Genomic DNA, 18,233 nt, shown 5'->3' with positions numbered 1-18,233 from the left:
TAGTGCCTTACCAGCCACGGTTCGCGTAGCGCTCGGCCTCGGGGAGGGTGTCGCAGTTGATGCCGACCATGGCCTCGCCGAGGTTGCGCGAAGCGTCCGCGATGATCTTGGGGTCGTCGTAGAAGGTGGTGGCCTTCACGATGGCTGCGGCGCGCGCCGCCGGGTCGCCCGACTTGAAGATGCCGGAGCCGACGAAGACGCCCTCGGCACCGAGCTGGCGCATCAGGGCGGCGTCGGCGGGGGTGGCGACGCCACCGGCCGAGAAGAGGACCACCGGCAGCTTGCCCAGCTCGGAGACCTCCTTGACCAGCTCGTACGGGGCACGCAGGTCCTTGGCGGCGGCGTACAGCTCGTTGTTGTCGAAGCCGCGCAGCTTGGCGATCTCGTTCTTGATCTGGCGCAGGTGGCGCACGGCCTCGACGACGTTGCCGGTGCCGGCCTCGCCCTTTGAGCGGATCATGGCCGCGCCCTCGGCGATGCGGCGCAGGGCCTCGCCCAGGTTGGTGGCGCCGCACACGAACGGGGTCGTGAAGGCGAACTTGTCGCTGTGGTTGACCTCGTCGGCCGGGGTCAGGACCTCGGACTCGTCGATGTAGTCGACGCCGAGGGACTGGAGCACCTGGGCCTCGACGAAGTGGCCGATGCGGGACTTGGCCATGACCGGGATGGAGACGGCCTCGATGATCTCTTCGATCATGTTCGGGTCGGACATCCGGGCCACGCCGCCGTCCTTGCGGATGTCGGCCGGGACCCGCTCCAGGGCCATGACGGCGACGGCGCCCGCGTCCTCGGCGATCTTCGCCTGCTCGGCGTTGACCACGTCCATGATGACGCCGCCCTTGAGCTGTTCGGCCATGCCGCGCTTGACGCGCGCGGTGCCGGTCTCGGGCGACTGGTTGCTGCTGGGGAGGGTGCTGGACACGGAGTTGACCTCGCTCGCTGAAGACGGGTTCCTGCGTCTACGAGGAAACTCCCGACGACCAGTCCACAGCAAGGGCCAATGGATGACCCGTGGCTCATTTTTCCCGGACGCCCCTGGTCAGCGGCCCGGATTCGCTGGTCAGCGGCGTGCCCGGTGGCTCTATGTGGTCGCGCGGTCGGCCAGCGCGACCGGCGGCTCGTCGTCCATCTCGAAGGCCATCGGGAACGGCGCGTGGCCCGCGAGGCGGAACCAGCGGACCGTGCGGTGCCTGCGCAGGGCACGGGCCGCGCGTACGGCGTCGTTGTGGAAGCGCCGGGCCATCGGCACCCGGCGCACGGACGCGGCCAGCTCCGTCGCCGCCTCGTCGCCGCCCGGGGCCTCGCGCACCGCCTCGACCTGCTGCACTTCGCCGAAGATCGCGCGCAGCGCCTGGCTGAGCTCGCTCTCGGCGACCTCGCGGTGCTCCTCCTCGGCCTGCCGGGCCGCGTGCGCCGCTTCGTAGAGCACGATGGAGGCCGCTGGGTCGAGTACCCCGGAGGTGGCCAGCTCCTGGGCGACCGAGGCGCGGCGCAGCAGTTGGGCGTCGAGGGCGGCGCGGGCCGCGTCGATGCGTGCGTGCAGCCGGTCGAGCCGGCCCGCGGTCCAGCTCAGGTAGAGGCCGATCGCGAAGAGGGCTACCGCGATCCAGATCAGTGTCGAGGTCACCGGGGGAAGGCTAGTCGCATCGGCGGCGCCGGTTCACCGGCGGGCTCCCCCGCCCTCCGCGCCGGGCTCCCCGCCCCCGTGACGGGGAGCCCGGCGAGGGGTCAGTCCCGTGCGAGCCCGAACCGCGCCCGCAGGCCCGTACGTTCATCGGCGGCCACCGCCGCCGCCCCGTCCGCCACCGTCTCGTACACCGAGAGGATGTCGGCGCCCACCGTCGACCAGTCGAAGCGGCGCACGTGCTTGCTGCCGCGCTCGCGCAGCTCCTCACGCCGCTCGGGATCGCCCAGGAGCCGCAGCGCCGACGCGGCGAGCGAGTCCGCGTCCTCGTTGGTGAACAGGTCGCCCGCGGCGCCCTGGTCCAGGACCTGCGCGAAGGCGTCCAGATCGCTGGCGAGGACGGGCGCGCCCGCCGAGAGCGCCTCGACCAGGATGATCCCGAAGCTCTCGCCCCCTGTGTTGGGGGCGACGTACACATCGACGCTGCGCAGCAGCCGCGCCTTGTCCTCGTCGCTGACCATGCCGAGGAACTCCACGCGCTCGCGCATCTCGACCGGCAGCGAGGAGACGGCCTCGTGCTCGTCGCCGCGGCCCGCGACCAGCAGCCGGGTATCGGGGCGCTCGGCGAGGATCTTCGGCAGCGCCTTCATCAGCACCGGGAGCCCCTTGCGCGGCTCGTCGATGCGGCCGATGAAGCCGATCGTCCCGCCCTGCCACTCCGCCTTGGGCTCGACCTTGGCGAAGAAGTCGACGTCCACGCCGTTCGGGATGACGACCGCGTCGCCGCCCAGGTGTTCGACGAGGGTGCGGCGCGCGTACTCGCTCACCGCGATGCGCGCGCTGATCTTCTCCAGGGCGGGCTGCAGGATCGGGTACGCCGCGATCATCGCCCGCGAGCGCGGGTTGGACGTGTGGAACGTCGCGACGATCGGGCCCTGCGCCGCCCAGCAGGTGAGGAGGCCGAGGGAGGGCGAGGTCGGTTCGTGGATGTGGATGACGTCGAACGTGCCGTCGTGCAGCCAGCGGCGCACCCGCGCGGCCGACAGGAACCCGAAGTTGAGCCGGGCCACCGAGCCGTTGTACGGCACGGGAACGGCGCGGCCCGCCGAGACGACGTACGGCGGGAGCGGGGTCTCGTCGTCCGCGGGGGCCAGGACGGACACCTCGTGCCCGAGGCGGATCAGATGCTCCGCGAGGTCGCGGATGTGGAACTGGACGCCGCCCGGCACGTCCCACGAATAGGGGCAGACGATGCCGATCCTCACGGCGTGGTCCCCTCGGCGAGGTGCCCGGACCCGTCGGCGGGCCCCTTCGCGGGGTCGAGATCAGCGAGCCACAAGCGCTGCAGCATGTGCCAGTCCTCCGGATGGTCGGCGATACCCGTGGCGAAGGCGTCTGCCAGCGCCTGCGTCATGACAGACGTCTTCTCCGTGCGGGTACCTGTCTCGGGGACATCGACGGGACCGTGGATACGCCCCTTCATGACGGGCGACTCGTCATACCAGAGGGTGACGGGCAGCAACAGCGCCCCCGTCTGCTGCGCGAGGAGCGCGGGCCCCGCGGGCATCCGCGCGGTGTCACCGAAGAACTTCACCTCGACGCCGGACGACGAGAGGTCCCGGTCCGACACGAGGCAGATCAGGCCGCCCGCGCGCAGCCGCCGCGCCAGGGTGCCGAACGCGGAGCCGCCCTCGTGCGGCAGGACCTCCATGCCCAGGCTCTCGCGGTAGGCGACGAAGCGGTCGTACAGCGTCTCGGGCTTGAGCCGCTCCGCCACCGTCGTGAACGGCGTGTCGAGCTTCGTGGTGACCCACGCGCCCGCCAGGTCCCAGTTGCCCAGGTGCGGCAGCGCGATGATGACGCCCTTGCCCGCGTCGAGGCCGTCGGTCAGGTGGTGGACGCCCTTGACGTCGAAGCCGTCCCTGATGCGCTCCCGGCTCCACGACGGCAGCCGGAACGACTCCATCCAGTAGCGCAGGTACGAACGCATGCCCGCCCGGGACAGCTCGGCCAGGCGCTCCGGGCTCGCGTCGGGCACCACGCGCGCGTAGTTCGCCTCCAGGCGCAGTACGCCCTTGCCGCGCCGCTTCCACACGGCGTCGGCGATGGTCCGGCCCAGGCGCACCGCAACCGGTTCGGGGAGCTTCTTGACCGAGCTCCAGGCGGCTCCGTAGAGCGCGTCGGTCAGCCGGTCCTTCACGACGTGGCCTCACTGCCCTGTGCCGGGGCCTGGGCGTCCGCCTCCGCGGCCTCCTTGCGCACGGTCACGACGCGCTGGACGAGCGTGACGAGGCTGCCGACGGCGACGACCCACAGGGCGACGGGCAGCAGTACGTCGATGCCGGGGACCCCGAACTTGTGCAGTCCGGCGAGGCCCGCGGCGACCAGCGTGATCACCAGGCGCTCGGCGCGCTCCACCAGGCCGTTGACGGCGACGGGCAGGCCGATCGCCTCGCCGCGTGCCTTCGTGTACGAGACCACCTGGCCGCTGGCCAGGCAGAAGATGGAGACGGCGCACAGGACGTTGTTGTCGCCGGAGCCCGCGTACCAGAGCGCGAGGCCGCCGAAGATCGCGCTGTCGGCCACCCGGTCGAGCGTCGAGTCCAGGAAGGCTCCCCAGCGGCTGGAGCGTCCCAGCTGCCGCGCCATGTTCCCGTCGACGAGGTCGGAGAACACGAAGAGCGTGATGACGATCGTGCCCCAGAAGAACTCGCCGCGGGGGAAGAAGACCAGCGCGCCCGCCACCACACCGGCGGTGCCGATGAAGGTGACCGCGTCGGGGCTGACGCCGCGACGGATGAGAAACGCGGCGAACGGTGTGAGAACACGCGTGAAGAATGCACGCGCGTACTTGTTCAGCATGGCCTTCCCGAGGGGTCGGTGAGCCGCGCGGCCCTGTTGGCCACCGGCTGGCCCATCGTAGTCACGCCCTTGACGGACCGGCTCGCCCCCTCACGATCGCGTACGACGTATGGACGCACAGTGACCCGAGTGGAAAGCTCGAAAGCACCGCGGGCGTCGCCGGAGCCGACCCGCACACGGCCCCGCGTGTCCGCGAGCAGCCAGCATCCCCGAGGGGGCTGTGCCTCCTCACCGTGCACGTAACCGGGAGGCCAAGGCATGGGCGACAAGGCGAACGCACACCCCGGAGCCGCCGGCAGGGCTACAGCGGCCGACCACCCCGCGTCCGTACGGAATGTGGTGCTGGTCGGCCACAGCGGATCGGGCAAGACGACTCTGGTGGAGGCCCTCGCGCTGACCGCGGGGGCGGTGAACCGGGCGGGCCGCGTGGAGGACGGCGCCACCGTCTCCGACTACGACGACATCGAGCACCGGCAGCAGCGCTCGGTGCAGCTGTCCCTCGTCCCCGTCGAATGGGACGGCTTCAAGATCAATCTTCTGGACACCCCTGGGTACGCCGATTTCGTCGGCGAGTTACGGGCCGGTCTGCGCGCCGCGGACGCGGCCCTCTTCGTCGTCTCGGCGGCCGAGGGCGTCGAAGGCATCACCGGCGCGACCCGCATGGTGTGGGAGGAGTGCGCGGCGGTCGGCATGCCGCGGGCCATCGTGGTGACCCACCTGGAGGCGGCCCGCGCCGACTTCAGGGAGATGACGCGGACCTGCGCGGAGGCCTTCGGGGCCGACGACCCCGACGCCGTGCTGCCGCTCTACCTGCCGCTGCACGGCGCCGAGGGGCCGGACGGGCACGCACCGGTGACCGGTCTGGTCGGGCTGCTCTCGCAGCGGATCTTCGACTACGCCTCCGGTGAGCGCAAGGAGTCCGAACCGGGTGAGGACCAGCTCCCGCTCATCGAGGACGCACGCAACAAACTGATCGAGGGGATCATCGCCGAGAGCGAGGACGAATCCCTCATGGACCGCTATCTCAGCGGTGAGGACATCGACTTCAAGACACTCGTGGACGATCTGGAACGGGCCGTGGCGCGCGGCATCTTCCACCCCGTGCTCGCGGCGGCCCCCGCGGCCGACGGCGCCCGCCAGGGCATCGGCACGGTGGAGCTCCTGGAGCTGATCACGGGCGGCTTCCCCACCCCCCTGGAGCATCCGGCGCCCGCCGTCACCACACCGGGCGGCAAGGCGCGGCCCGCGCTCACCTGCGATCCGAACGGGCCGCTGGTCGCCGAGGTCGTGAAGACGGCGTCCGATCCCTACGTGGGGCGTGTCTCGCTCGTACGCGTCTTCTCCGGGACCCTGCGCCCCGACGAGGCCGTACACGTCTCGGGGCACGGTCTGGCCGACCGCGGCCACGAGGGCCGCGCCCTGCACGAGGCGGACGAGCGCGTCGGCGCCCTCTCCTCCCCCTTCGGCAAGCAGCAGCGCACGCTCAGCAGCTGTATCGCGGGTGATCTGGCCTGTGTCGCCAAGCTGAACCGCGCGGAGACGGGCGACACCCTCTCGGCCAAGGACGATCCGCTCCTGATGGAGCCCTGGGACATGCCCGACCCGCTCCTGCCGCTCGCCATCCAGGCACACAGCAAGGCGGACGAGGACAAGCTCTCCCAGGGGCTCTCCCGGCTGGTCGCCGAGGATCCGACGATGCGCCTCGAACAGAACCAGGACACCCACCAGGTGGTCCTGTGGTGCCTGGGCGAGGCCCATGCGGACGTCGCACTGGAACGGCTGCGCAGCCGGTACGGGGTGCAGGTGGACGTCGTGACCCACAAGGTCTCCCTCCGGGAGACGTTCGCGGGCAGGTCCGGGGGGCGCGGCCGTCATGTGAAGCAGTCCGGCGGCCACGGCCAGTACGCGATCTGCGAGATCGAGGTCGAACCGCTGCCGGGCGGCAGCGGCATCGAGTTCGTCGACAAGGTCGTGGGCGGCGCCGTGCCCCGGCAGTTCATCCCCTCCGTCGAGAAGGGCGTGCGCGCGCAGGCCGGCCGGGGGGTGGCCGCCGGCTATCCCCTCATCGACGTACGGATCACGCTGCTCGACGGCAAGGCGCACTCGGTGGACTCCTCGGACGCCGCGTTCCAGACGGCGGGCGCGCTCGCCCTGCGCGAGGCGGCGGCCGACGCCAGGATCCACCTCCTGGAGCCGGTGGCGGAGGTGCGGGTCCTGGTCGGCGACGACCACGTGGGCTCGGTGATGAGCGACCTCTCCGGGCGCCGGGGCCGGGTGGTCGGTACGGAGCAGGCGCCCGGCGGGCGCACGCTCGTACGGGCCGAGGTGCCCGAGATCGAGATCGGGCGCTACGCCGTGGACCTGCGGTCCCTCTCGCAGGGCACCGCGCGCTTCAGCCGCACGTACGCACGCCACGAGCCCATGCCCCCGCAGCTCTCCGAGAGGATCCGTGAACAGGCCCAGGACGCTTCCTAGTTGAGGGCATCCGGCAGGGTGCGCGGGATGCGCCCTGCCGGATGTCGGTGCGCACAGATACGCTGATGACCTGATCAACAGGTGTGCGGGGCAAGGAAGTCGGGAAGAGCCGCAGCAGCGAACGTGTGCGGGCGATGGGGGCGGCAGTGGCGGACGACGTATTCGACTTCAGGCCCGGGGCCCAGGTCCCCCTGTCCGGGGCCGCCGGACAGACGGCGGCGACCCACGCCCTGTCGTCGGCCGCTTACCGCGACGACAAGGCTGCGAAGATCCTCGAAGCCAACAACGAATGGCACAAATCCGAGGTGAAGGACGGCCTGTGGTCGCTCTTCGCGCCGAATCTGGGCGAGGCCTTCGCGCGCGCCGTGCAGGTGCGGATGCTGGGCGGCGCCCGCAAGCCGCTCATCCAGTCCTTCGGCATGGAACCGCAGTCGATCGTCGAGCACTGCCTGGCCGCGAACAACATCCGCAAGGACCGCGACCGCTGGCTCACCGTCGTGATGGCGCTGTGCGGGCTGCTCTTCCTGCCCGGACTCCTCGTCTGGCTGCTGCTCTTCACCATCAAGCAGGCGGTCGTCAAGCGGGACAACAAGCGGGCGAGCGCGATCGCCACGGCCGCGCTGGTCGCCGTGGGTGTCCTCGCCGTGATCTTTCTCGTCAAACTGCCGATCGGCGGCCTCCTGGGCTGGTACATCCGAGCGGCGATCGTCGTCCCCGTACTCGGCTGGTTCTGGGCCAAGCTGATCGCCGAGCGCACCGCGCGCGACCTGCGCGACCGCTGGGGGAGCCTGCTCTCCGGCGGCGGCATCGGCGCCAAGATCCCCGAGGCGGTGCCCGGCAGCCCCGGCGAGACGGCCGCCGAGCAGCTCCGCCAGGGCCTGGCGCGTCTGTCGGCCGAGCAGCAGAGCAACTCGGTCTTCTACGCGGGCCCCAAGGGAATACTGGGCATGGGCACGCGCTGGGGCAGCTGGCAGCTGGCCGAGGAGCTGGTCTCCAGCAAGGAAGGCACGGAGATCCACCCGTTCCGCAGCTGGGACGTCATACGGGCGGTGCACGACCAGCTGCGCCTGCTCGAGCGCGGCCCGCTGCACACCGGCGGCTTCCCGACCCCGTCGATAAAGCACTGGATCGTCTCCCCCATCGGGGAGAACGCGGGGTCGGTCTCACGCCCCAGCGGCACGGAGGTCGAGGCCTTCCAGGTCCGGGGCCACGAGATACAGCGGATCTGCAACGAGCAGCAGTTCGGCGGCGGCAACCGGCACTATCTGGGCTGCCAGTTCACGCTGTGGGACGGCCAGTTGGTCATCACGATGCTGATCACGGTGACCGTCCTGCACGAGACCCTGCGCATCGAGGTCACCGGTCACGCGCTCGGACCGGTCCACTCGCTGTTCACCAGCAAGCCCGACCCCAAGGTCAAGAAGGTCTCCAAGCCCATCAAGTTCTGGGAGACCACCGAGCGCAAGCTGCCGCTGGTCGACGCCGACGAGGTCGTACGCCTCGCGGTGCGCGCCCCCTTCACCTGGTATCCGCCGATCCTGGACCACCTCGGCGGCAAGCTGGTCCTGCCCGAGCCCTTCGGCCTGCGGCACGCCTGGGCGGACAAGCCCTGGCGGCACCGCTTCATGGCCGACGACGCGCTGCGCGCGGCCACGCCGGTGCTGCGCGTGGTGCACTCGGCGGCCATCAAGGTCCTCGAGGAGAACGGCGTGAACACGGAGAAGTTCGGCAACCGCTCCGGCCTCCTCAGCGGGATGGTCCAGGACCCGATGCCGAGGAAGGCGGACGTGTACGACGCCTAGGCCGCGCTAGGAGGTGGCGGGCCAGGCGTCGGCCAGCATCTTGCGGGTGTCCGCGAGCAGCTGCGGAAGGATCTTCGTGTGCCCGACGACCGGCATGAAGTTCGTGTCCCCGCCCCAGCGCGGCACGATGTGCTGGTGCAGATGCGCGGCGATACCGGCGCCTGCCACCGAGCCCTGGTTCATGCCGATGTTGAAGCCGTGCGCGCCGGACGCCGCGCGCAGCGCCGTCATGGCCTGCTTGGTGAGTTCACCGAGCTCGGCCGTCTCCGGGGCGGTCAGCTCGGTGTAGTCGGCGACGTGGCGGTAGGGCACGACCATCAGATGGCCGCCGTTGTACGGGTAGAGATTCAGGACCGCGTACACCTGCTCGCCGCGCGCGACGACGAGACCGTCCTCGTCGGATTTGGCCGGGATGGAGCAGAAGGGACAGCCGTCGTCGGCGCCCGGACCGCTCGGCTTGTTCTCGCCCTGGATGTACGCCATCCGGTGGGGCGTCCACAGGCGCTGGAACGCGTCCTGCGTCCCCACTCCGATCTGCTGCTCCGGCTCACTCGTCATGCAGTGAAGCATATGACTTGGTCCGATCGGAGCGTGTCGGCGGGGCGCCCGCCGGGCGCAGCGGCGCGAAGCTGGGGCGATGACCGATGACAGCCGTCAGGCACGCTGGGAGAACCGCACGGAGGCGCTGCTCGCCGTGGCCTCGCTTCTCTTCCTGACCTCGTACGCGGTACAGGTCCTGGCCTCGGATCTGCCCCGGGCATGGCGCACCGTCTGCGTGGTGGTGCTCTTCGCGGCCTGGGCGGTGTTCGCCGTGGACTACGCGGTGCGGTGGCGGCTGAGCGGACAGGGCCCGCGCTTCGTCCGCAGACACCTCCTGGACACCCTCGTCCTCGTCCTGCCCCTGCTGCGGCCGCTGCGCGTCGTGCACATCTACGAGGCCGTCCAGCGCCGGCACGGCAGGCCCCGGCTCGCACTGCACGCGCGCGTGGTCACGTACTCCGGTCTTTCGGCCCTGCTTCTCGGCTTCGCCGCGTCGCTGGCCGTCTACCAGCACGAGCGCGGGGCGCCGGGCGCGACGATCCGCACCTTCGGGGACGCGGTGTGGTGGGCGTCGGCCACGCTCGCGACGGTGGGCTACGGCGACGAGACGCCCGTGACGCCGATGGGGCGTCTGATCGCGGTGGGTCTGATGCTCTGCGGCCTCGCGCTGCTCGGCGCGGTGACGGGGTCGTTCTCGTCGTGGCTGCTTCAGGTGTTCACGCGGGAGGACGACAAGAGGCCTCCGGGACGCTGAACGTCCCGGAGGCCTCTGCCCCGCGTCGGCGGGGACGGATCACACCTGCTCGCGGCGCTCCACCACGTCGATGAGCTTGGCCAGCGCCTGGTCGCGCGGAATGCCGTTCTCCTGCGAGCCGTCGCGGTAGCGGAAGGAGATCGTGCCCGCGTTCATGTCGTCGTCACCGACGATGATCATGAACGGGACCTTCAGCTTCTGCTGCGTCCTGATCTTCTTCTGCATGCGGTCGGAGGAGGCGTCCACCTCTACCCGCAGGCCCTTCTTCTTGGCCTCGGCCGCGAACTCCTGGAGGTAGGGGATGTGCGCGTCCCCGACGGGGATGCCCACGGCCTGGACGGGGGCGAGCCACGGCGGCATGGCGCCCGCGTAGTGCTCCAGGAGCACGGCGAAGAACCGCTCGATCGACCCGAAGAGCGCGCGGTGGATCATCACCGGACGCTGCTTGGAGCCGTCCGGCGAGGTGTACTCCAGGTTGAAGCGCTCCGGCAGGTTGAAGTCGAGCTGCACGGTCGACATCTGCCAGGTGCGGCCGATGGCGTCCTTGCACTGCACGGAGATCTTCGGGCCGTAGAACGCGGCGCCGCCCGGGTCGGGGACCAGCGGCAGGCCCTGCTTCTCGGCGACCTTGCGCAGCGTCTCGGTGGCCTCTTCCCAGACCTCGTCCGAGCCGACGAACTTCTCCGGGTCCTTGGTGGAGAGCTCCAGGTAGAAGTCGGTCAGGCCGTAGTCGCGCAGGAGGTTCAGGACGAAGGTGAGCGTCGTGTCGAGCTCGTCCGCCATCTGCTCCTTGGTGCAGTAGATGTGCGCGTCGTCCTGGGTGAAGCCGCGGGCCCGGGTCAGACCGTGCACGACGCCCGACTTCTCGTAGCGGTACACCGTGCCGAACTCGAAGAGGCGCAGCGGCAGTTCACGGTAGGAACGTCCGCGTGCGTCGAAGATCAGGTTGTGCATCGGGCAGTTCATGGGCTTGAGGTAGTAGTCCACGCCCTCGTCGAGCTGCATGGGCGGGTACATGCCGTCGGCGTACCAGTCCAGGTGGCCCGAGGTCTCGAAGAGCTTCCCCTTGGTGGCGTGGGGGGTGTAGACGAACTCGTACCCCTCCTCCTCGTGGCGGCGGCGCGAGTAGTCCTCCATGACCCGGCGGATGATGCCGCCCTTGGGGTGGAAGACCGCCAGGCCCGAGCCGATCTGCTCCGGGATGGAGAAGAGGTCCAGCTCGCTGCCGAGCTTGCGGTGGTCGCGCTTCTCGGCCTCGGCGAGGAACTCCAGGTGGGCCTTGAGCTCGTCCTTGGTGGGCCATGCGGTGCCGTAGATGCGCTGGAGCATCGGGTTCTTCTCGCTGCCGCGCCAGTACGCCGCCGCGTTGCGCATGAGCTTGAACGCCGGGATGTTGCGGGTGGTGGGCAGGTGGGGACCGCGGCAGAGGTCCTTCCAGCACAGGTCGCCGGTCTTCGGGTCGAGGTTGTCGTAGATGGTCAGCTCGCCGCCGCCCACCTCGACGTCCGCGCCGTCGTCGCTGGACGCGGCGCCCTTGATGCCGATGAGCTCCAGCTTGTACGGCTCGTCGGCGAGCTCCTCGCGGGCGGCCTCGTCGGTGACGACGCGGCGCGAGAAGCGCTGGCCGCGCTTCTGGATCTCCTGCATCTTCTTCTCGACGGCCTTGAGGTCCTCGGGCGTGAAGGGCTTCTCGACGTCGAAGTCGTAGTAGAAGCCGTTCTGGACCGGCGGGCCGATGCCCAGCTTGGCGTCCGGGAAGAGCTCCTGCACGGCCTGCGCCATCACGTGCGCGGTGGAGTGGCGCAGGATGTTCAGGCCGTCCTCGGAGGAGATCTCGACCGGCTCGACCTCCTCGCCGTCCCGCACCACGTACGCGAGGTCCTTCAGCTCGCCGGCCACGCGGGCGGCGACGATGGTGCGCTCGCCGGTGAAGAGTTCCGCGGCCGTAGTGCCCGTCGTCACCACGCGCTCTTCCCGCTCGGAATCGCGTTGGATGATCACACGGACATCTGACACCGGTCTTCTCCTACCTGAAGGGGGTCGCGGCAGATCTGCTCCTGCGCGCGATACGAATCGTACCGAGCCGGGGGCGCCCATCGCGAAACGGTTGTCCGCCGGTATCCCCGGGCCTCGGCCGCGGCCCGCCTCAGTCCCCGCTGCACGCCTCCTCGAAGAAGTCGAGATTCTCCTGGAGCGACTTCATCAGGCGGTCCTTCTCGGCCTCGTCCACCTGCACGGGCACCACTCCGCAGGCCCCGGTCAGCCGCCGGAACCCGCCCCGGCTCTCCAGGCGCCCGTGCACCCGGATCGGCAGCCCCACGAGGTGGGCATGGCCCGCGATGCGATACGACTCCTCGTCCAGCGTCATGCGTACGTGGGGGACGTCCACGCCCGCGAGCACCCGGACCCGCACCGTGCCCTCGCCCCGCGGCCCCGACCGCCGCATCCGCACCACGGCCCCCGTGATCCGCACCGGCATCGCCGGCTCGTCCCGCAGATAGCGGGCGCCCGCCTCCCTCAGCACCGGCAGGTCACCGGGCGAGAACTCGACGGGCTCGGCGTCGACGGCGCACCCCTCGGGCACCCCGGCGGCCGGCGCCCACTCCACGGCTATGCGCGCCCCTTCCGTGCCCCGCACCAGGGCCACGAGAGCCTCGGTCAACTCCTGGCTGACGCCTGCCTCCACGGCGCCGTCGAAGGCGTCCATGCCACCCGTGGCGCGTTGGTAGTCGACGGCTTCGCGGACCGCGTACAACGCCTGGTGCAGCCGCACCGCCAGGAGCCGCCCGGTCATGACGGGCACGAACGCGGTGAGCTGGCGCCCACCGGGAGCGGGCCCCACCAGGACGCTCTCCAGGGACGCGGCGGCGGGCCCGCGGTGCCGCGCCCCGTAGTACCCGGCACGGCCGCGCGCGGCGAGTGCCCCCGCGAGCAGCATCTTGCGTGCCGCCGCCCGCAGTTGCTCCTCCGCCGTCCAGGTCGCGGCGCCCGCGGGGCCCATCGGGACATCACGCCACCAGCGGATCTCGTCGCTGGGCACGGTGAGCCCGACGAGCACGTCACGCGCCGACGGCGACCCGCTGCGCGACAGGGCGGTGAGCGCCTCGCCGAGCAGGTCCTCGCAGTCGGGAAAGGCCCTGCTCTCCGGCACGAGCAGGCTCGTGCCGCCGCCCCCGGGCCCCGGCGGGGTCCAGCGGGCGTAGCGCCCCGCCGCTCCTCCGCGCCGGTGCCAGCCGTGCCTCTCCAGCAGCGCGCCGAGCACGGCGGGGTCGACCTGTGCAGGGTCCAGGGGACCCAGCGGATCGGCCCAGGCGCCCACGGCTTCAACGGGGTGCGGGCGAACGGAACGTAGTGGCTCTTCGATCGGGCGGTGCATCAGGGTCTCCCTCCCGTCCCGACCCGCGTCATGATCTCGCAGAGGGCCTTGTCGTCGAAGATCCGCGAGGTCGGGACGCGCACGGTCGTCCTGCGCCGGCCGGTCACCTGGTGTCCGGCGAGGTTGGTCCAGTAGCAGCAGTGCCGTAGGTCGAGCCGGTCGTGGTCCGCGCGCAGCCAGTCGTCCTGCGACCGGGGCACGAGCATCACGACCAGGATCTTGTGCACCGAGACCGGCGTGCGGGCGAGCTTCTCCAGGTGCGGGTTGTCGAGCGTGAAGGAGAAGGCGGCGCCCGGGGGGTTCGGCGGTATCTGGTAGGTGCACTTGAGCTGCACCTTGATGGTGACTTCGTCGTCGACCGTGTGCCCGGGGGCGCTGTGGCTGACGTGCCAGTCGATTCCGTTGTCCGGGAAGGGCTGTGAGAGCGAGCACCCCGCCGCGGCGGCGACAGCGTGCAGATAACCCACCTGAAGGGTCTCCATACAGGCGGTGGTGGCGAGTGTGCCGCGCGGCGGTGCGATCCGCTCGGGCAGCAGCCCACCCTGTTCGGGCTGCGCGAGCGCCATGTTCAACGTGCCTTCCGAACCAGTGAATCCCCGCTTCGGGCCGGTCGACTTCCAAGCCCTGTACCTCTGTTGTCTCCGGGCCGCGTACAGCGCAAACGGCCCGGGTATCACCGGTGTGGGCAGGGGGAGGAAAGCCATCTGCCGGACATGATCGAGGAGTTGCGTCACTATGACGTGCTGGTACGAGGGGCCCTTGGCCGCATTCGACACGGAGACCACGGGCGTCGACGTCGAGACCGACCGCATTGTGTCGGCCGCCGTCGTCGTCCAGCAAGGCGTGGGCACCCGCCCGCGCATCACTCGCTGGCTGGTGAACCCGGGCATTCCCGTGCCCGCGGGAGCCACCGCGATACACGGCCTGACGGAGGAACATCTGCAGCACAACGGCCGCTGGCCCGCGCCGGTGATGGAGGAGATAGCGAGGGAGCTGGCGGAACAGGGCGCGGCGGGCCGCCCCATCGTCGTCATGAACGCACCCTTCGATCTGACGATGCTGGACCGGGAGTTGCGCAGGCACCGCGCGTCCTCGCTCGGCCACTACATGGCAGGTTCACCGCTGTGCGTGCTGGATCCGCGGGTCCTGGACAAGCAGCTCGACCGGTATCGCAAGGGGCGCCGCACCCTGACCGATCTGTGCGCGCACTACGCGGTGGAGCTGGACGAGGCGCACGACGCGGCGGCCGACGCGCAGGCCGCGCTGGATGTCGTGCGTGCCGTGGGGCAGCGGTTCGCTTCACGGCTCGAAAGGCTCTCGCCCAGCGAGCTGCACGCACTGCAAGCGGTGTGGCACGCGGCACAGGCGCGCGGTCTGCAGGCCTGGTTCGCGCGCAGTGGTACGCCGGAGGCGGTGGATCCGGCGTGGCCGCTGCGGCCCGAAATGCCTGCGGCTGCCTGACCGTCCGAACGATGCGGGCATGAAAAAACCGGTCCGTCGACGACGGACCGGCATTCTCCGGGTGGGCGATACTGGGTTCGAACCAGTGACCTCTTCGGTGTGAACGAAGCGCTCTCCCACTGAGCTAATCGCCCGGGAACGGACTGAACAATACAGGTCTTCGCGGGTTTCCTTCAAACCGCTTCCGCGAAAGCCCTCAGTTCCCGCGCAGGTGCTTCTTCAGACCTCGCTCGCCCGCGCGCATCATCAGCGCGTGGTTGAGGAGGAAGACGGGTCTGCCGGGAACGGCGAGGCGTCTCATCAGCGGTTTACGCACCACCACTTCCTGGTCGTAGACCGCCCGCGTCCCGCCTCGGGCCGCCGTGACGGTCCAGCGCGCCCAGCCTTCCAGGTCGCCGGTCATCGCGATCTCCAGGGTCCCGCTCGCCGGGTCGCGGCGCCGCTCCTCGGCGGTGACGAACAGGTCGTACGGCAGGAGGGAGCGGAAGCGCGCGGTGCCGCTGTGCTCGTCGACGGGTGTCACCTCGCGCACCTGGGGCCACCACGCCGGATAGTCCTCGGCGCGTTCGAGGACGGCGTACACGTCCGGGGGCGGCGCGGGCACGTTCCAGACGCTGCGGAAGCGGTAGTGACTCCAGTCCATGGACCGAGTCTGCCGGTAGGACGCCCGATCTGAGTACGTACTGAGTACGCGAACCGATGCCCGTCGCAGTGGCCCGCGCCACACTCCACCGACATGACGAACATTCCGCCCCCGGCCGAGGAGCTCCGCCTCCTCGACCTGGAGCTGCACCGACTCGACGCGCGCAGGTCGCAGTTGCTCCAGCGCCGCGCCTGGCTGCTCAGCGTCCTGCACCCGGCGGTGGCGCCCGCTCCCGCTCCCCCGCGGCCGGCCCGCGGCCCGCAGGCCGCACCGCCGAACGTGCAGAACGTGCTGCTCACGCTGGGCGGCATCCTGCTGACCGTCGCGGCGATCGCCTTCACGCTGGTGAGCTGGGGTCACCTCGGCATCGGCGGGCGCAGTACCGTCCTCGCCGTCGTGACGCTCACGGCGCTCGGCGTGCCCGTGCTGCTGCTGCGCCGGAAGCTGCGCTCGACGGCGGAGACGGTGGCCGCGCTCGGCCTCGCCCTGACCGTCCTCGACGCGTACGCCGTCCATGCCGTCGCCCTGCCGGAGACCGACCCCCTCGGCTTCACGGCGGCAGCGACCGCCGTGCTCTCTACGCTGTGGGCCGCGTACGGAGTGTCCTTCCGCGAGCTGCGGCTGCCGCCGGCGCTGGCTGTGGCGGGCGCTCAACTCCCGTTGTTCCTCTGGGCGCGTGCCGCGGACGCGGGTGAGCACGCGACGGCGGCGGCGCTCCTGGTGACGGCGGCGTTCGACGTCGCGATCGCGCTGCGGGCCGGCGACCCCGGCGTACGCGTCATCGCGACCGTCGGCGCCTGCGCCACGGGCCTGTGGGGCGCTGCGGGCGCGGGCCACCTGTCCTGGTCGGCCACGGACGTGCCGGGCGCCGCGCAGGCGGGCGCGCTCCTGCTGCTGGCCGCGTCGATCGCCCTGGTGGCGGCGTGGCTGATCACCCAGTCTCCGCAGGCGACGGGAGCGGCGTTCGCGGGCGGTCTGCTCGCGGTGGCCGCGGCCGGCGGTGTACTGCGCGAGGCACTGCCCGCCGCGTGGACGGTCCCCGCCTATCTGGCGTGTGCCATCGCCCTGTTGGCACTCGTCCGCACGCCCCTGCCACAGGCCGTCGTTCGCGGTACGGCAGGCTCTGCACTCCTGGTGCACGCGCTCGCGGCACTGTGGACACTGCCCGCACTCGTCACCGCCCTGCTCGGGCCCGTGGGGTGGGCGGGCAAGGCATGGTCGGGCACACCCCGGAACACGCCCGAGGCGTACGCCGTACCCCAACTGCCGGTCCACCACCCGGCGATGGCCTCGCTCGTACTGGCGGCCATCGCGGGCGTGACATTCACGGCGAGCCGCCTCCTGCCCGGAGCCACGGAGCGGCAGGGAGCGGCGGCCCTGGTCACACCGCCGGGCGGGGCGGGGGTCCCCACCCCAGCTCCCGCCCACGAGCCGCACGCCGAAGCACCCCTGGCCCCCGCCGCGGCACTCTCCGGCGCCCTGGTCCTCGCCTGGGCCGCCCTTCTCGTCCTCCCGTCGGCACTCCAACTTCCCTACGCGGCCGGGGTATCGGCGTACATCACCCTGACCGCAGCTCTGCTCGCCATCTCGTCGCTCGTCGTGTCGCGCGGTGTGTCGAAGGGGCTGGGCCTTACCTCGTTGTGCCTTGCCGTCGCCTCCTCGGTGAGTGTCGCCTTCCTGGCTCTGGCCACCACCGGGGGCACGCTCGGCACTCTCGGCGTCCTGACCGTGCTGTTCCTGGTGGCGACGGTGCTCGCGGTGCGCCGCGGGGTGACTGTCGTGGCGTCCGTCGCCGTTGGTGTGGCCGTCGCGTACGCCACCGCGCTCGTCTGCGCCTCGGGCGCCGCCTGGAATCTGCGGCCGGAACACACCGGGCTGCTCGTGCTGGTCGTCCCCGCGCTCGGCGCCCTGGCCGCGGCCCGGCTCGGGCCGCATCCGCTGACGCCGCCGGTGGAGATCACCGGAGCGCTCGCGGGCGGGCTCGCCATCGTCCTCACCGCGGGGCACGCGCCGACCCTCGCCCTGGCCCTCGCGCTCGGCGGCGCCATCGCCGCGGGCACCGCGCTGCGCACGGACCGCCGCCCCGTCGGGTACGCGGCCGGGTTGCTGTTCCTCCTGGCGACCTGGGTACGCCTGGCCGCGTGGGCGGTCGACATCCCGGAGGCGTACACCCTGCCGGTCACCGTCCCCGCGCTCCTGATCGGCGCGCTGCGGCTCCGCCGCGCCCCGCAGACGTCCTCCTGGACGGCGTACGGCCCCGGCCTCGCCGCGACCCTCCTGCCGAGTCTCGTCGCCGCCTGGAGCGACGCGCACTGGCAGCGGCCGCTGCTCCTGGGCACCGCGGCCCTGCTGATCACCCTGGTGGGCGCCCGGCACCGGCTGCAGGCGCCGCTGATGCTCGGCGGCACGACCCTCGCCCTGGTCGCGCTGCACGAACTCGCGCCCTACGTAGTCCAAGTGGTGGACGCCCTGCCGCGCTGGCTGCCGCCCGCGCTCGCCGGACTGCTGCTCCTCGCGATCGGCGCGACGTACGAACAGCGGCTGCGCGACGCACGCCGGGTCCGTGACGTTCTCGGCAGAATGCACTGACTGCACTGACTCCGCTTTTATCCGTGCGGCAGCCGACGGGTCATCAATTCCCGTGTGCGGTAAGGGAAAGCGCACGCGAAAACGACTGCGGCCCGGAGGCTTAAAGC

General features: G+C 71.2%; 15 protein-coding genes and 1 tRNA gene. 5 read left to right on the top strand and 11 right to left on the bottom strand.

Annotation, left to right across the window (positions count from 1 at the left end):
• Positions 1 to 7 precede the first annotated feature (7 nt).
• The 5 genes from pdxS to pgsA form a co-directional block, all read right to left on the bottom strand.
• Positions 8 to 922, bottom strand: coding sequence for a pyridoxal 5'-phosphate synthase lyase subunit PdxS (gene pdxS / locus ACFUPX_RS39825; RefSeq protein ID WP_160503800.1), 915 nt, complete (start codon positions 920 to 922; stop codon positions 8 to 10).
• Between the two features lie 159 nt (positions 923 to 1,081).
• Positions 1,082 to 1,627: a hypothetical protein gene (locus ACFUPX_RS39820; protein ID WP_383333844.1), complete on the bottom strand. Its 546-nt coding sequence runs from the start codon at positions 1,625 to 1,627 to the stop codon at positions 1,082 to 1,084.
• A gap of 101 nt (positions 1,628 to 1,728) precedes the next feature.
• The gene (locus tag ACFUPX_RS39815; protein ID WP_383333842.1) at positions 1,729 to 2,889 is read right to left on the bottom strand and encodes a glycosyltransferase family 4 protein; all 1,161 of its coding nucleotides are present in this window, start codon (positions 2,887 to 2,889) and stop codon (positions 1,729 to 1,731) included.
• Complete coding sequence (locus ACFUPX_RS39810) at positions 2,886 to 3,824, bottom strand: phosphatidylinositol mannoside acyltransferase (protein WP_383333840.1); 939 nt, start codon at positions 3,822 to 3,824, stop codon at positions 2,886 to 2,888. The genes ACFUPX_RS39815 and ACFUPX_RS39810 overlap by 4 nt, the downstream gene beginning before the upstream one ends.
• A complete protein-coding gene (pgsA, locus tag ACFUPX_RS39805) occupies positions 3,821 to 4,486 on the bottom strand; it encodes a phosphatidylinositol phosphate synthase (protein WP_383333838.1) in 666 nt (221 codons plus the stop codon). Before pgsA ends, ACFUPX_RS39810 begins: the two co-directional genes overlap by 4 nt.
• A 258-nt stretch (positions 4,487 to 4,744) precedes the next feature.
• Between pgsA and ACFUPX_RS39800 the strand changes: the two genes are divergently transcribed.
• Together ACFUPX_RS39800 and ACFUPX_RS39795 are read left to right on the top strand one after the other, a co-directional pair.
• On the top strand, positions 4,745 to 6,961 hold the full coding sequence (locus tag ACFUPX_RS39800) for an elongation factor G-like protein EF-G2 (protein WP_383333836.1): 2,217 nt from the start codon (positions 4,745 to 4,747) through the stop codon (positions 6,959 to 6,961).
• A 134-nt stretch (positions 6,962 to 7,095) separates the two neighbouring features.
• Positions 7,096 to 8,763: a hypothetical protein gene (locus tag ACFUPX_RS39795; protein WP_383333834.1), complete on the top strand. Its 1,668-nt coding sequence runs from the start codon at positions 7,096 to 7,098 to the stop codon at positions 8,761 to 8,763.
• A gap of 6 nt (positions 8,764 to 8,769) precedes the next feature.
• Here ACFUPX_RS39795 and ACFUPX_RS39790 read toward each other — a convergent pair whose 3' ends face one another.
• Positions 8,770 to 9,333: an HIT family protein gene (locus tag ACFUPX_RS39790; RefSeq protein WP_383333832.1), complete on the bottom strand. Its 564-nt coding sequence runs from the start codon at positions 9,331 to 9,333 to the stop codon at positions 8,770 to 8,772.
• A 67-nt stretch (positions 9,334 to 9,400) separates the two neighbouring features.
• Between ACFUPX_RS39790 and ACFUPX_RS39785 the strand changes: the two genes are divergently transcribed.
• A complete protein-coding gene (locus ACFUPX_RS39785; RefSeq protein ID WP_383333830.1) occupies positions 9,401 to 10,057 on the top strand; it encodes a potassium channel family protein in 657 nt (218 codons plus the stop codon).
• A 39-nt stretch (positions 10,058 to 10,096) separates the two neighbouring features.
• Here ACFUPX_RS39785 and thrS read toward each other — a convergent pair whose 3' ends face one another.
• From thrS to ACFUPX_RS39770, 3 genes are all read right to left on the bottom strand, one after another.
• Positions 10,097 to 12,073, bottom strand: coding sequence for a threonine--tRNA ligase (thrS, locus tag ACFUPX_RS39780; RefSeq protein ID WP_383333828.1), 1,977 nt, complete (start codon positions 12,071 to 12,073; stop codon positions 10,097 to 10,099).
• 130 nt (positions 12,074 to 12,203) lie between these two features.
• Entirely contained in the window at positions 12,204 to 13,436 is a 1,233-nt protein-coding gene (locus ACFUPX_RS39775; RefSeq protein ID WP_383333863.1) for a hypothetical protein, read from the bottom strand.
• Positions 13,433 to 13,999 (bottom strand): DUF4365 domain-containing protein, encoded by a 567-nt coding sequence (locus ACFUPX_RS39770; protein WP_383333826.1) that lies wholly within the window; start codon positions 13,997 to 13,999, stop codon positions 13,433 to 13,435. Before ACFUPX_RS39770 ends, ACFUPX_RS39775 begins: the two co-directional genes overlap by 4 nt.
• 169 nt (positions 14,000 to 14,168) lie before the next feature.
• On the opposite strand from ACFUPX_RS39770, the gene ACFUPX_RS39765 reads away from it, so the two are divergent.
• Positions 14,169 to 14,894, top strand: a complete 726-nt coding sequence (locus ACFUPX_RS39765) for a 3'-5' exonuclease (RefSeq protein WP_383333824.1) — start codon at positions 14,169 to 14,171, stop codon at positions 14,892 to 14,894.
• A 62-nt stretch (positions 14,895 to 14,956) separates the two neighbouring features.
• Here ACFUPX_RS39765 and ACFUPX_RS39760 read toward each other — a convergent pair.
• Together ACFUPX_RS39760 and ACFUPX_RS39755 are read right to left on the bottom strand one after the other, a co-directional pair.
• Positions 14,957 to 15,028, bottom strand: a tRNA-Val gene (locus tag ACFUPX_RS39760).
• 62 nt (positions 15,029 to 15,090) lie between these two features.
• Entirely contained in the window at positions 15,091 to 15,537 is a 447-nt protein-coding gene (locus ACFUPX_RS39755; protein ID WP_383333822.1) for an SRPBCC family protein, read from the bottom strand.
• Positions 15,538 to 15,630: 93 nt separating this feature from the next.
• Between ACFUPX_RS39755 and ACFUPX_RS39750 the strand changes: the two genes are divergently transcribed.
• Positions 15,631 to 18,126 carry an SCO7613 C-terminal domain-containing membrane protein gene (locus tag ACFUPX_RS39750; protein ID WP_383333820.1) on the top strand — a complete coding sequence of 832 codons (2,496 nt, stop codon included), beginning with the start codon at positions 15,631 to 15,633 and terminating at the stop codon, positions 18,124 to 18,126.
• Positions 18,127 to 18,233 lie beyond the last annotated feature (107 nt).

This window comes from Streptomyces sp. NPDC057302, assembly GCF_042667685.1.
In the GTDB taxonomy this organism is placed as follows: Bacteria; Actinomycetota; Actinomycetes; order Streptomycetales; family Streptomycetaceae; genus Streptomyces.
This window is presented reverse-complemented; position numbering and strand designations above follow the sequence as displayed.

Excerpts from the sequence above, each read along its gene's own strand:
- pgsA (WP_383333838.1), bottom strand. The coding sequence starts at position 4,486 with ATGCTGAACAAGTACGCGCGTGCATTCTTCACGCGTGTTCTCACACCG.
- ACFUPX_RS39800 (WP_383333836.1), top strand. The coding sequence starts at position 4,745 with ATGGGCGACAAGGCGAACGCACACCCCGGAGCCGCCGGCAGGGCTACA.
- ACFUPX_RS39795 (WP_383333834.1), top strand. The coding sequence starts at position 7,096 with ATGGGGGCGGCAGTGGCGGACGACGTATTCGACTTCAGGCCCGGGGCC.
- ACFUPX_RS39790 (WP_383333832.1), bottom strand. The coding sequence starts at position 9,333 with ATGCTTCACTGCATGACGAGTGAGCCGGAGCAGCAGATCGGAGTGGGG.
- ACFUPX_RS39785 (WP_383333830.1), top strand. The coding sequence starts at position 9,401 with ATGACCGATGACAGCCGTCAGGCACGCTGGGAGAACCGCACGGAGGCG.
- ACFUPX_RS39770 (WP_383333826.1), bottom strand. The coding sequence starts at position 13,999 with ATGGCGCTCGCGCAGCCCGAACAGGGTGGGCTGCTGCCCGAGCGGATC.
- ACFUPX_RS39765 (WP_383333824.1), top strand. The coding sequence starts at position 14,169 with ATGACGTGCTGGTACGAGGGGCCCTTGGCCGCATTCGACACGGAGACC.
- ACFUPX_RS39755 (WP_383333822.1), bottom strand. The coding sequence starts at position 15,537 with ATGGACTGGAGTCACTACCGCTTCCGCAGCGTCTGGAACGTGCCCGCG.
- ACFUPX_RS39750 (WP_383333820.1), top strand. The coding sequence starts at position 15,631 with ATGACGAACATTCCGCCCCCGGCCGAGGAGCTCCGCCTCCTCGACCTG.